Genomic DNA, 12,557 nt, shown 5'->3' with positions numbered 1-12,557 from the left:
GTTTCCAGGCGCTTGCCGTGTTCGCCGTGCTCGGCCATGACCTTCTGGCGTTCGGCGCGGCGCGCATCGGAATACAGGTCCGGGTCGGCGATGACGCCGTCCAGCGCCTGCAGCTTGACGCGCAGCTTCTCCATCTCGGTCTCGACTTTGGCCAGCTTGGCTTCCAGCGGCTTGCGCAGCGCCGACAGGCGTTGACGCTGTTCGGCCTCGGCGCGGCGTTGCGCCTTGCGGTCGACCACGGCCTCGCCGTTCTCGGCGTTTTCGCGGGCGGCCTCGGCGCGTTCGCCGGCGTTGCGGGCGGCGAGCCAGTCGCGATAGTCCTCCAGGTCGCCGTCGAATTCGCGCACGGCGCCGTCGGCCACGATCCAGAAGCTGTCCACGGTGGTGCGCAGCAGGTGGCGATCGTGCGAGACCAGCAGCATGCTGCCGCCGAACTCGGCCAGCGCGGCGGCCAGGGCCTCGCGCGTCTCGACGTCCAGGTGGTTGCTGGGTTCGTCCAGCAGCAGCAGGTTGGGCTTCTGCCAGACGATCAGCGACAGCGCCAGGCGAGCCTTTTCGCCGCCGGACATCGGGCCGACCTTGCTGTTGACCGTGTCGCCCGAGAAGCCGAAGCCGCCCAGGTAATTGCGCAGCTCCTGCTCGCGGGTTTCCGGCGACAGCCGCGCCAGGTGGGCCAGCGGCGTGCTGTCCACGTCCAGCATGTCGAGCTGGTGCTGGTGGAAGTAGCCGATCGCCAGCCCGCGCGAGGCGCGGCGTTCGCCGGCCTGCACCGGCAGTTCCTCGGCCAGGGTCTTGATCAGCGTGCTCTTGCCGGCGCCGTTGGCGCCCAGCACGCCGACGCGGCTGCCGGCGCGCACCATCAGCGTCACGTCGCGCAGGATCGGCACATCGTTGCCGGCCGCGTCGGTATAGCCGGCCGACAGGTGTTCCAGCGTCAGCAGCGGATCCGGCACCTGCTCGGGCGAGGGGATGCGGATGTCGATGCCGGCCTCGGCCTGAAGCGGCGCCAGCACCTGCATGCGCGCCAGGGCCTTGACCCGGCTCTGGGCCTGCTTGGCCTTGGAGGCCTTGGCCTTGAAGCGGTCGATGAAGCCTTGCAGGCGCGCGGTTTCGCGGGTCTGGCGCTCGTAGGCGATGTTGGTCTGGCGCAGGCGCTCGGCGCGCTGCGTCAGGAAGTCGCCGTAGCCGCCGCGGTAGCGCACCAGCTTGGCGTGATCGAAATGCAGGATGGACTTGGCCACCGCGTCCAGGAACTCGGTGTCGTGGGAGATCAGCATGACGGTGCCGGGATAGGCGGCCAGCCATTTCTCCAGCCACAGCATGGCGTCCAGGTCCAGGTGGTTGGTGGGCTCGTCCAGCAGCAGCAGCTCGGACGGCGCCATCAGCGCGCGCGCCAGCGCCAGGCGCATGCGCCAGCCGCCGGAGAAGCTCGCCACCGGCTGGCTCCATTCGGCCGGCTTGAAGCCCAGGCCGGCCAGCAGCTGTTCGGCGCGCGAGGCCGCGCTCCAGGCGCCGGCCTCGACCAGCGCCGCCTCGACCTCGGCGATCTGCGTGCCCTGGTCGTCGGTGAGTTCGGCGCGGCGCGCCTGCAGCGCGCGCAGCGGGGTGTCGCCGTCGATGACGAATTCACGCGCGGGGCGGTCGTCGGCGTGCAGTTCCTGTTCGACGCTGGCGATGCGCCAGCCGGCCGGCAGCGCCAGGTTGCCGGCGTCCAGGTCCAGCGCGCCGGTCAGCAGCGCGAACAGCGATGACTTGCCGGCGCCGTTCTTGCCGACGATGCCGACGCGCTCGCCCGGGTGCACCACGAATTCGGCATCGTCCAGCAGCACCTTGGTGCCGCGGCGCAGGGTCAATCCAGAGGCGCGGATCACGTGGTCAACTGTTCGCGGGTCAGCAGCAGCAGCTGGTCGGAGGCTTCTTCCGTATCCAGCCACACCGGCGACAGCTCAGGGAAGGCGGCTTCGAAGAAATCGCGCTCGTGGCCGATTTCCAGCACCAGCACGCCGTTCTCCGACAGGTAGCGCGGCGCGGCCTGCAGGATGCGGCGCACCAGGTCCATGCCATCTGTGCCGCCAGCCAGGGCCAGCTGCGGCTCGTGGCGGTATTCCTGCGGCAGCACGTCCATCGAGCCGCTGTTGACGTAGGGCGGGTTGCAGACGATCACGTCGTACTGGCGTTCGGGCAGGTTGTCGAACAGATCGCTCTGGTGCAGCGCCAGCCGGTCGGCCAGGCCGTAGTCGTCGACGTTGCGGCGGGCGACCTCGAGCGCGTCGGGCGACACGTCGACGGCGTCCACCTGGGCATAGGGGAAGGCCAGCGCCGACAGGATCGCCAGGCAGCCCGAACCCGTGCACATGTCCAGCACGCTGTCGACGGCCTGCGCGTCCTGTACCCAGGGCGACAGGCCTTCGTCCAGCAGCTCCGCGATGGGCGAGCGCGGCACGATGACGCGCGCGTCCACGTAGAAGCGATGCCCGCGCAGCCAGGCCTCGTTGGTGAGATACGCGGCCGGCACGCGCTCGGTGACGCGGCGGTCGATCAGCTCCAGCACGCGGTTGCGTTCCTCGCTGAGCACGCGGGCGTCCAGGAAGGGCTCCAGCGTGTCCAGCGGCAGGTGCAGCGCGTGCAGGACCAGATAGACCGTCTCGTCCCAGGCGTTGTCGCTGCCGTGTCCCAGCGCCACCTGGGCGGCGTTCAGGCGCGATACGCCATAGCGGATCAGGTCGCGCAGGGTCAGCAGTTCTTGGCGGGCGGATTGATACATGAGAGGCTTTTTACTTGGCGGGCAGGAGGTTTTCCAGCGTGCGCCGATAGATGTTTTTCAACGGGTCCAGCGAGGCCAGCTCGATGCGCTCGTTGACCTTGTGGATCGTGGCGTTGCAAGGGCCGAACTCGATGACCTGCGGGCAGATCTTGGCGATGAAGCGGCCATCGGACGTGCCGCCGGTGGTCGACAGCTCGGCCGTCACGCCGGTTTCCTCGCGGATGGCCTTGACCAGCGCATCGGTCAGGGAGCCGCGCGGGGTCAGGAAGGGCTCGCCGCCCAGTTCCCAGTCCAGCGTGTATTCCAGGCCATGGCGGTCCAGCACTTCGTGCACCCGCGCCTGCAGGCTTTCCGGCGTGCTGGCGGTGGCGAAGCGGAAGTTGAACAGCGCCACGGCGTCGCCCGGCACCACGTTGGTGGCGCCCGTGCCCGAGTTCAGGTTCGAGACCTGGAACGTGGTCGGCGGGAAGTACTCGTTGCCCTGGTCCCATTCGATCGCGACGATCTCGGCCAGCGCCGGCGCCAGCTGGTGCACCGGGTTGCGCGCCAGGTGCGGGTAGGCCACGTGGCCCTGGATGCCCTTGACCGTCAACGTGCCCGACAGCGAGCCGCGGCGACCGTTCTTGCAGGTGTCGCCGAGCACGTCGCCCGAGGTGGGTTCGCCGACGATGCAGTAGTCCATCTGCTCGCCGCGCGCCTTGAGCGCGTCACAGACGATGGCGGTGCCGTCGATCGACGGGCCTTCCTCGTCGGACGTGATCAGGAGGGCGATCGAGCCGCCGTGCTGCGGGTGGGCCGCCACGAATTCCTCGGCCGCCACCACGAAGGCGGCGATCGAACTCTTCATGTCGGCGGCGCCGCGGCCGTACAGGTAGCCGTCACGCTCGGTGGGCACGAACGGGTCGCTTTCCCACTTCGCGCGCGGGCCCGGCGGCACCACGTCGGTGTGGCCGGCGAAGACCACCAGCGGCGCGGTGTTGCCACGGCGCGCCCACAGGTTGGTGACGCCGCCCTGGGCGATGGTTTCGCAGGTGAAGCCGAGCGGCGCCAGGCGCGCCGCCAGCGTCGCCTGGCAATCGGCGTCCGCCGGGGTGACCGACGGACGGGCGATCAGGTCCTTGACCAGATCCAGAACAACCGTGGCCGACATTTACGCCCTCAGCAGATCGTTGATGCTGGTCTTGGCGCGGGTCTGCGCGTCGACACGCTTGACGATGACGGCGCAGGCCAGGCTGTGCGAGCCGTCGGCCGAGGGCAGCGAGCCCGGCACCACCACCGAGCCCGACGGCACGCGGCCGTAGGTGATCTTGCCCGTGGCGCGGTCATAGATCTTGGTGCTTTGCGACAGATACACGCCCATGGCCAGCACCGAGTTCTCTTCGACGATCACGCCTTCGACGACTTCCGAGCGGGCGCCGATGAAGCAGTTGTCTTCGATGATGGTGGGGTTGGCCTGCAGCGGCTCGAGCACGCCGCCGATGCCGACGCCGCCGGACAGGTGGACGTTCTTGCCGATCTGGGCGCACGAGCCGACGGTGGCCCAGGTGTCGACCATGGTGCCTTCATCGACGTAGGCGCCGATGTTGACGTACGAGGGCATCAGCACCACGTTGCGGCCGATGAAGGCGCCGCGGCGGGCGACGGCGGGCGGCACCACGCGGTAGCCGCCTTGCTTGAAGGCGTTGTCGCCGTATTCCGAGAACTTGAGCGGCACCTTGTCGTAGAACTGCAGCGGGGCCTGGCCCATGATGGCGTTGTCGTACAGGCGGAACGACAGCAGCACGGCCTTCTTGATCCACTGGTGCACGACCCAGTCGTCGTTGATTTTCTCGGCCACGCGCAGGCGGCCCAGGTCCAGCCCGTCGATGGTGTGTTCGACGGCTTCGCGCACTTCGGCGCTGGCGTCGGAGGGCGACAGGTTGGCCCGGTCGTCCCAGGCTTTTTCGATGGTGGTCTGCAGGTCGAGAGTCATAGCGGCTCAGCTTTTCAAAAAAGGTTGATCAAACGGAAGTATGTACGAAATGGGCGATGCGTTCGGCCGCCTGCACGCAGTCGGCCAAAGGCGCCACCAGGGCCAGGCGGATGCGCCCCTGCCCAGGATTCACGCCGTGCGCTTCGCGCGCCAGGAAACTGCCCGGCAGCACGGTAACACCGGTACGGCCATAAAGGTCGCGCGCGAACGCGGTATCCGAACCCGGGGTGGCCGCCCACAGGTAGAACGAGGCCTGGGGACGCTGCACGTCCAGCACGTTCCGCAGGATCGGCAGCACGGCCTCGAATTTCTCGCGGTACAGGCGGCGGTTGTCCTTGACGTGGGCCTCGTCGGTCCAGGCGGCGATGCTGGCCGCCGACACCAGCGGGCTCATGGCGCTGCCATGATACGTGCGGTAGCGCAGGAAGCGGCCGATCAGCGCGGCGTCGCCCGCCACGAAACCAGAGCGCAGGCCCGGCACGTTCGAGCGCTTGGACAGGCTGGAGAACGCCACCAGGTTGCGGTAGTCGTTGCGGCCCAGGCGGCGCGCCGCCTGCAGGCCGCCCAGCGGCGGATTGCCTTCGTCCAGGTAGATCTCGGAATAGCACTCGTCGGAGGCGATCACGAAGCCGTGGCGGTCGGACAGGGCGAACAGGTCTTCCCATTCGTCCAGCGTCATGACGTTGCCGGCCGGGTTGCCGGGCGAGCAGACGAACACCATGCGGGTCTTTTTCCAGACCTCGTCCGGCACCTGGTTCCAGTCGCAGGCGAAATTGCGCAGCGCGTCGGCGTTGACGTAGTAGGGCGTGGCGCCGGCCAGCAGCGTGGCGCCCTCGTAGATCTGGTAGAACGGGTTGGGGCAGATCACCACCGACCCGGCCGCCGGATCGATCACCGTCTGGGTGAAGGCGAACAGCGCTTCGCGCGAGCCCAGCGCCGGCAGCACCTGGGTCTCGGCGTCCGGTGCCGGAATGCTGTAGCGCGACGCCAGCCAGTTGGCGATGGCCTGGCGCAGCGCGGGATCGCCCTTGGTCGACGGGTACACCGACAGCCCGCCAAGGCTGTCGCGGATGGCCTGCGCGACGCGCTCCGGCGCGGCGTGTTTGGGCTCGCCGATCGACAGGTTGATGGGCGTCAGGCCGTCCGGCTGCGCGCTGGCCGAGGCCAGCAGGGCGCGCAGTTTTTCGAACGGGTAGGGGTGCAGGGCATCGAGGCGCGGATTCATGACGCAAGATTTTAACAAGCAAGCTACAATAGCGGGCTTGGCCTATCGCGAAGGTGGCGAAATTGGTAGACGCACCAGGTTTAGGTCCTGACGCCGTAACAGGTGTAGGGGTTCGAGTCCCCTCCTTCGCACCAACCCTATTCGGATGGTGATTGGCGCCGCGCCGACACTGTCCCACGACCCCGAGACATGCTTGTGTCTCGGGGTTTTTTCATTTTGCTCCCTTTGGAATGTCCTTATTAATCAAATGGTTGATAAATCGGTTGATCAATCGGTTGATTAATCTTGATGGGGCGGATGGGTTGAATGCCGCCGGAGCGGCACGGCGGCCGACAGAGGCAGGATAGGCCCCGGACTAACGCGTCTGTACCGCGGCGTCTGTACCGCATTTCCCTCGCTTGTTATAAAGAGGCCTCAGGCTTTTCTTGTCGAGCGAGGGTAAATTGTTGTCGATTCAATCACTTGGCCGCGGCGCATTGATGTTGTTGCTTGCCGGGCTCGCAGCAGGCTGTTCTTCCTCCTCCCCCCTGAATGTCTGGTCGGCGCCGGCGTCGTCATCCGGTCCCGATTCGTCGCGCGTCAGCCTCGAATGCCGGGTGAGCCGCAGCAGCTGCCTGTATGACGGCAAGTACGAAGTGGGCGAGCGCGATTACGCCGAGGACGAGGCCAAGCGCCTGAACCGCGCCGAATTGGACAGACTGCGCCGCGCCGCCGGCAATTGATCGAAAGAGGAACGGCCCGCCTGACCGCGGGCCGTTTCGTTGGCGGACCCGCTCGCGATGGAATACGGCAAGGCCTTTTTTGACCTGCAGCTGCGCTTTGCGCTGGCGGCGCGCGCCCTGGCGGGCATTTCCCTGGAGCGCGCCGTGCTGGACTACACCACTGTCTATATCCGGTTTGGGCTGGGTCGGGATTTCGATGCCGGTCACGCGGCCTGGCGGGAATACGCCGACGGGCTCGTGGACGCGCCGGACATTGGCGACTGGACGTATCGCTATTACCTGCGGCTGGGGGCGGACCGGCCGGGCGCGGACACGTCCGGCTGTTTTTCCTACGTCATGCAGGATGCCGCCACCGTGCGGCTGCATTTCCGCAATGCCGAGCCGGGGCCGGCATCGCCCTTGAGCGGCAGCCGCCTGCCGCTGAGAATCGACGAATTGCGGTCACTGTTTCAGGCCATCCGGCGGGACCGGCCAGCAGCCCGGCGGGTGGTGGGAACGTCATGGCTGTACAACCTGCCGGCCTACCGGCGCTGTTTCCCGGCGGACTATGCCGGCAGCCTGCGCCTGGCGGGCGATCGCTTTCGCAACGTGTCGCTCTGGGGGCAGTTCCTGCGCCGCGATGGCGCGTTGAGGACGCAAGCCGTGCGGGAGTTCGAGGCGGGCTGGGCGCGAGCGGGCGATGTCCGCGAGCTGGCGGGGTGCTTTCCGCTGCGGGCGCTGGCGGCCGAGGCGCCTATTGCGGCGTTCTACCGGCACTACGGCATAGCGCAAGGCTGAACCGGCGGCCCGTCGCCGTCCGCCCGCGGCCGCGCGGCCGGCTAGCGCGCCGCGGCGTGCAGCCGGATGCGGAACGTCGCCTGCGGATCGTTGAAGGCGCTGGCGCTGTCGGCGCCGATGTCGATGCGCGCGTTGCCGGCGTTGGCGTATGACTGGTTCGAAAAGTGCTTCACCACGTCGCGGCCGGCGGCGATGTCGGCCAGGTGGATCGCCGGACTGAAGTCGACCTGCCCATGGCGCAGATCGGCGGTCACGCCGACCAGCGCCCAATGGCACACCCCCTTGCCGTAATAGTCCTCGCCGCGGAAGCGGTCGAGCAGGATTTCGGCGCGATAGCCGCCATCGGCGGCGGGCTCGAATATGACGGGCACGCGTTGCTCCGGAACGACCGTGGCGCCGGTGACGGCGGTCAGCGGCACGCAGTCCGGATTCTCGACCCGGTAGTCGGCGTGGCCGTCGATGCGCTCGAAGGGGCCCGGCGCGCCTTCGATGCGCACGCTCAGGTCCACCCGCTGGCGCGCTTGCGGGTCGGGCTGCGCCACGACGTTCGCGGCCAGCGCGCAGGCCGGAGCGGACAGGGCCGCCATCAACGGCAGGGCAATCGGGACGAGGCGGCGCGTCATGGCGTTCAGCGGGCCGGCTTGGCGGGGGCCAGCGTTTCGTACTGGTCGATCTGGCCGACGTCGACCCAGCCGGCCGCGCAGTCGCCCTGGTAGTCGCCCGCCTTGGTGCGTTCGCAGGCCTGGCCGCGCTTGGCCTGTTTCCAGTCCACCGGCAGGTCGGCGTCCTTGCACAGGTCATTGCCGCGGCAGGCGGGCACGCTGGCGGTGGGCACGGCGATCACGTAGTGGCGCTGTTCCTCGCCCTTGCGCACCATGGCGGGAATGCAGACGAACTGGCGATCCATCACGTGGGCGACAACCTTGCCCTGGCCGTCGACGCGGTCATTCAAATCAACGCCGCCGTCGGCGGCGATCGAGCCGAACGCGGCGCCTTCGCCGCAGTTGTCCAGGTACATCACGGTGTAGCCGTCGGCGCTGCATTGCGCGCCGTTGCTGCCGGTGGCGTGGCACTCGATTTTCGAGGCGGGCGTCATGGCGGACAGCTTGGCCTGTGCGGTGGCGACGGAGGTGGCGGGAGCGGCCAGGGCGGCGCCGGCGCAGAGGCTGGCGGCCAGGGCGGCGAACAGGCGGGGCAGGGAGATCGTCATGGGTGTTTCCATTGGGTGATTGGAGAACAGGGTGGGGCAGGCGTGGATCAGGTGGCGGCGGTGGCGGGGGCTTGCGGCTTGCCGTAGAACACCCGCGCGCAGGCCGCGCCGCTTATCAGTCCGGGCAGACCGCCCAGGAACAGCGGAAAGCCCAGTTCAGGCAGGGTGTAGTCGCGCACCGCAAAGCCCAGCAGGAAAACGAAGGCGTAGAGACCGCCCAGCAACCCTGGCCAGCAATATGAGCGCCATGACACGGCGGCGGGGCGGCAGGCGCCCGCCACCAGGCCGCACAGCAGCGCGGGCACGCCGCCGTACAGGTACGACCAGGGCACCAGGAAGATCGACGTGAACAGCGCCTCGACGCTTATCGTGGAGATGGCCATGAACAGCGCGAAGACCAGGGTGCCTATCGGCGGCCCGAGCGCGGCGAACAGGGCGGCGCCGGCGGCGGCCGAGCGGGCCATGTCGCCGCGCGTCTTGCCGGCGGGTCGGCGCACGATGCGCCACGTCAGCACGCCCAGCGATGCGGCGGCCAGTACACATACGGATAACAGCAGCACAGCGTGGTTTCTTATGCGTCGGTGGGTTTGTTGGGAAACAGGTTCAGCGACAGGATGGCGTCGGGATACGTCGCCAGCAGCATGCCGGACAGGTGGCCATGCAGGGCGCCGAACAGCGGCCAGGTCAGCGCTTCGCTGCCGGGCAGCAGGTCCAGCAGCATCAGTTGGCCGGTGCGCACGGTGCCGACGAAGTAGGCGCGTTCGTCATGCTGGCCGGTGGGCGTGGCGCGGTAGATCTTGGTGGCGCGGCCGCTGTCGTCCTTGCGCCAGCTGTTGCCGCTGGTGGTGGTGCGGGCGTTGATGGGGGCGATGTCCGCCTGGATGGTTTCCCAAAGGGTGCGGGCGTTGGCGGCGTATACGACGATGGTCATGGTGGGCGCTGTCCTGTGCGAAAAACGGGGAACGCGAGGCCGAGCACCGCAAAGTTACCAATCCCGCCGCGACACGGCAAGCGCCGGCGCGTCGTGCCGTTCAGTCGCCCGCCAGTTCCCGCAGTTCGGCGGCGCGGCTGATATTGAGCAGCATCGGGCAGTACTCGTACATGGGCGAGCCGACATGCGCCCCGGCCAGGTCGCACTGGCCGTTGCGATAGACCAGCCAGGCCTTCTGGGTCTGTTCCAGCTTGGCCGCGTCCTGCGGGAAATCGCTGGCCAGGCGCGCCTGGATCCGCGCGTAGAGCGCGTTGATTTCCCGCTTGGCGGCCGCCGAGACGCCTTCCGCGCAGGCGCCCACGGTGCCGTTGTTGGTGACGCCCGCGTCGCGCAGGCAGCGGTCGTACTGGCCCATGTAGTCCGGCGTGGAGGCGCCCAGGGCCAGGGCGGGAGAGAGCAGCAGGGAGAGCGCGAGGGCGTGTCGGATCATGGCGGCGTGGATTGGAAAAATGGGCAACGCGCACCGGGATATCTGCGCGTGGGCCAAGCATACCGCCAGTCGCCCATCGGCGTTTTCCTGGCCGGCGCCGCGCCATGTCCAGGGGGCGGGCGCTGTCCGCGGCAGGCTGTTCGGCCTAGCCGCATTGCATCATGGCCCGGGCGGTGATCGTCAAGTACTGTCAAGAATCAAAACGAATTTGCATTGTTTGAAAGTCGCAATTCGCGTCGCGGGCTACCGTCGGGTTTTCTGTTGCGGAGGCAAGTCATGTATCCCCTATCGAAGCGCTGCGGCGCGGAATTCTTCGGCACCTTCTGGCTGGTGCTGGGCGGTTGCGGCGCGGCGGTGCTGGCGGCCGGGTTTCCGCAGCTGGGCATCGGTTTCGCCGGCGTGGCGCTGGCGTTCGGCCTGACGGTGCTGACCATGGCGTTCGCGGTCGGCCATATTTCGGGCGGGCACTTCAATCCCGCTGTCACGGTCGGGCTGGTGGCCGGCGGCCGGTTCCCGGCGCGCGAGATCCTGCCGTACGTGGTGGCGCAGGTGCTGGGCGCCATCGCCGCGGCGGCGGTGCTGGCGGTGATCGCCGACGGCAAGCTGGGCTTCGACCTCAAGGGCAGCCATTTCGCCGCCAACGGCTACGGCGCCTATTCGCCCGGCAAGTACTCGATGGCGGCCGCGCTGGTCACCGAAATCGTGATGACGGCGGGCTTCCTGTTCGTGATCCTGGGCGCCACCGCCAAGCGGGCGCCGGCCGGCTTCGCCGCCATTCCCATCGGCCTGGCGCTGACGCTGATTCACCTGGTCAGCATTCCGGTCACCAATACGTCGGTGAACCCGGCGCGTTCCACCGGCCCCGCGTTGTTCGTGGGCGGCTGGGCGCTGGAGCAGCTATGGCTGTTCTGGGTGGCGCCGATCGTCGGCGCGATCATTGGGGCGCTGGCCTACCGGCTGGTGAGCGAACCGGCCTCGCAAGCGTAGGGAGCGGGGCGGACTGGCCCCGGTCAATCCATGGCCCGCAGCTGGGCCAGCTGCGCATCGCTGGGAAAGCCGCGGGTGCGGTAGCGGACCGGGTAGAGGTTCTCGCGTTCGAGCAGCGGCGCCAGCAAAGCCAGGGCCTGTTCCCAGCCGACCACCCGGACTTCGCCGATCTCGTCGGCCGCGTCCGGACGCACCAGCGCCAGGCGGTCGACCTCGGGCAGCGAGGTGTCCACGCCGCGGGTCCAGGTCGCCAGCGAGAACGAGGCGTCGGCGTCGCCGTTCTGCGCGAACAGGTTGTAGGTGGCGACGAACACGTCGACGCCCTGTTCCTCGTAGAGATGGTCCAGCGCCTCTTTCTGGGCGTCGTAGTCGCCCTTGGCCAGCATGCGCCCCAGGTGGGCCTGGCGCTGCCGCAGCTCATCGTGCGGCGGCGCGAAGCGCTCGACGCCGGCCTCGCCATAGCGATACATACAGGGCGACACGGGACGGCCGTGCGGGATGACCTGCTGGCACAGCTCGACCATCTTCATCAGGCCTTCGTCGTCGTTGTCGCCGCTGACCAGCAGCAGGTCGCGCGTCGGCATCATGAAGACCGGCCGGCCGCGCACCGGGACGCGCTCCAGCATGTCGGGCAGCAGCACGCGGCTGATGTCGTAGCCGTCCTCCCAGCCGCCGCCGTAGACGCCGGGCGCCACCTCCACGAAGTTGTCGGCCGAATCGCGCAGGTTGTCGATGGCGATCGCCAGCGCTTCGTCGAACGTGATGCCCCACGAGGCCTCGGGCCCGTTGGTGAGGGTGGCGATGGATTCCGGCCGGTCCAGCGCCAGCAGCACCACGCAGTCGTCGCCAAACGGGCGCAGGGCGGGCTGGAACGCCGCGTCGTTGCCGTCGTTGCGCAGGTGGTGCATGCGCACGGCCTCGACGGCGCTGCGGCCGCGGATCACCGGGCGCAGCAGGGGGCGGGCGTCGGCCAGCGAGTGCGGCATGGCCTGGCCGCTGCTGAGCAGGGTGGAGACGTAGCCCTGCAAGGCGCCCTGGCGCTGGCCGCCGCGGGCGTCGCAATAGGCGTGGTAGGCGTTGTGCAGGTTGAAGTAGGCGCTGTCGCCGTGCAGCAGGCGGAATTCATCGGCCTTGTAGGTGAGCTCGCCGTTGTAGCCCCGTTGCCGGACGGCGGCGATGAAAAGCGTGGCGAACTGGTCTTGCGTGGGCTTGCGCCGGAACAGCGAGTCTAGGAATCCCATGCTTTTCTCACCTGGTGGAGGCGTCGCTATGCCGGTCTGGCGTGTAATCGCGGCTGGCCGAGCTTGAACCAGGCCCGGGCGATGTGCTGGCCGCGCACTTCGTAGATCGCGACGACGTCGATCTCGCCGGGGCCGTCGGCGAAGTTGCGGGTGACGATCTCCTGGTCCACCACGACGTCGCCGTTGACGATGCGGTTGACCAGCTTGCCGTGCAGGTCGGGTTCCTGGAAGCGTTCGA

14 protein-coding genes, 1 tRNA gene and 1 pseudogene are annotated in these 12,557 nt (G+C 68.4%); 4 read left to right on the top strand and 12 right to left on the bottom strand.

Annotation, left to right across the window (positions count from 1 at the left end):
- The 5 genes from AOZ53_RS05765 to dapC all read right to left on the bottom strand — a co-directional run.
- Positions 1-1,871: ABC-F family ATP-binding cassette domain-containing protein (locus AOZ53_RS05765; protein ID WP_156333281.1), on the bottom strand; the 1,871-nt coding region annotated here is incomplete at its 3' end.
- A complete protein-coding gene (gene prmB, locus AOZ53_RS05760) occupies positions 1,868-2,764 on the bottom strand; it encodes a 50S ribosomal protein L3 N(5)-glutamine methyltransferase (RefSeq protein ID WP_054430006.1) in 897 nt (298 codons plus the stop codon). The genes AOZ53_RS05765 and prmB, both read right to left, overlap by 4 nt.
- Positions 2,765-2,774: 10 nt before the next feature.
- Positions 2,775-3,914 carry a succinyl-diaminopimelate desuccinylase gene (dapE, locus tag AOZ53_RS05755; protein ID WP_054475487.1) on the bottom strand — a complete coding sequence of 380 codons (1,140 nt, stop codon included), beginning with the start codon at positions 3,912-3,914 and terminating at the stop codon, positions 2,775-2,777.
- On the bottom strand, positions 3,915-4,736 hold the full coding sequence (gene dapD / locus AOZ53_RS05750) for a 2,3,4,5-tetrahydropyridine-2,6-dicarboxylate N-succinyltransferase (protein WP_054430001.1): 822 nt from the start codon (positions 4,734-4,736) through the stop codon (positions 3,915-3,917).
- Between the two features lie 28 nt (positions 4,737-4,764).
- The gene (gene dapC, locus AOZ53_RS05745; protein WP_054429999.1) at positions 4,765-5,961 is read right to left on the bottom strand and encodes a succinyldiaminopimelate transaminase; all 1,197 of its coding nucleotides are present in this window, start codon (positions 5,959-5,961) and stop codon (positions 4,765-4,767) included.
- A gap of 47 nt (positions 5,962-6,008) precedes the next feature.
- Between dapC and AOZ53_RS05740 the strand changes: the two genes are divergently transcribed.
- The 3 genes from AOZ53_RS05740 (at position 6,009) to AOZ53_RS05730 (ending at position 7,460) form a co-directional block, all read left to right on the top strand.
- Positions 6,009-6,095: transfer RNA gene (locus tag AOZ53_RS05740), tRNA-Leu, on the top strand.
- A 345-nt stretch (positions 6,096-6,440) separates the two neighbouring features.
- Positions 6,441-6,683, top strand: a complete 243-nt coding sequence (locus AOZ53_RS05735; RefSeq protein ID WP_035360563.1) for a hypothetical protein — start codon at positions 6,441-6,443, stop codon at positions 6,681-6,683.
- A 57-nt stretch (positions 6,684-6,740) separates the two neighbouring features.
- Positions 6,741-7,460 carry a hypothetical protein gene (locus AOZ53_RS05730; RefSeq protein WP_054487231.1) on the top strand — a complete coding sequence of 240 codons (720 nt, stop codon included), beginning with the start codon at positions 6,741-6,743 and terminating at the stop codon, positions 7,458-7,460.
- A 41-nt stretch (positions 7,461-7,501) separates the two neighbouring features.
- Here AOZ53_RS05730 and AOZ53_RS05725 read toward each other — a convergent pair whose 3' ends face one another.
- The 5 genes from AOZ53_RS05725 to AOZ53_RS05705 form a co-directional block, all read right to left on the bottom strand.
- On the bottom strand, positions 7,502-8,083 hold the full coding sequence (locus tag AOZ53_RS05725) for a hypothetical protein (protein ID WP_054487175.1): 582 nt from the start codon (positions 8,081-8,083) through the stop codon (positions 7,502-7,504).
- 5 nt (positions 8,084-8,088) lie between these two features.
- Positions 8,089-8,670: a hypothetical protein gene (locus tag AOZ53_RS05720; protein ID WP_054487173.1), complete on the bottom strand. Its 582-nt coding sequence runs from the start codon at positions 8,668-8,670 to the stop codon at positions 8,089-8,091.
- Between the two features lie 47 nt (positions 8,671-8,717).
- On the bottom strand, positions 8,718-9,230 hold the full coding sequence (locus tag AOZ53_RS05715) for a hypothetical protein (protein ID WP_054487171.1): 513 nt from the start codon (positions 9,228-9,230) through the stop codon (positions 8,718-8,720).
- An 11-nt stretch (positions 9,231-9,241) separates the two neighbouring features.
- Entirely contained in the window at positions 9,242-9,601 is a 360-nt protein-coding gene (locus AOZ53_RS05710) for a hypothetical protein (protein WP_054429992.1), read from the bottom strand.
- A gap of 100 nt (positions 9,602-9,701) precedes the next feature.
- The gene (locus AOZ53_RS05705; RefSeq protein WP_054429990.1) at positions 9,702-10,091 is read right to left on the bottom strand and encodes a lysozyme inhibitor LprI family protein; all 390 of its coding nucleotides are present in this window, start codon (positions 10,089-10,091) and stop codon (positions 9,702-9,704) included.
- A gap of 276 nt (positions 10,092-10,367) precedes the next feature.
- On the opposite strand from AOZ53_RS05705, the gene aqpZ reads away from it, so the two are divergent.
- Positions 10,368-11,078: an aquaporin Z gene (gene aqpZ, locus AOZ53_RS05700; protein ID WP_054429988.1), complete on the top strand. Its 711-nt coding sequence runs from the start codon at positions 10,368-10,370 to the stop codon at positions 11,076-11,078.
- A 23-nt stretch (positions 11,079-11,101) separates the two neighbouring features.
- On the opposite strand, the gene AOZ53_RS05695 is transcribed toward aqpZ, so the two are convergent.
- A complete protein-coding gene (locus AOZ53_RS05695) occupies positions 11,102-12,319 on the bottom strand; it encodes a DUF1444 domain-containing protein (RefSeq protein WP_054487169.1) in 1,218 nt (405 codons plus the stop codon).
- Positions 12,320-12,345: 26 nt separating this feature from the next.
- Positions 12,346-12,557, bottom strand: a pseudogene (locus AOZ53_RS05690) (metal-dependent phosphohydrolase); the annotation flags it as partial.

This window comes from Achromobacter sp. 2789STDY5608621, assembly GCF_001299375.1.
GTDB classification, from domain to species: domain Bacteria; phylum Pseudomonadota; class Gammaproteobacteria; order Burkholderiales; family Burkholderiaceae_B; genus Achromobacter; species Achromobacter insuavis.
Note: the sequence above shows the minus strand (reverse complement) of the source record. Positions and strands in the feature narration are given on the sequence as shown.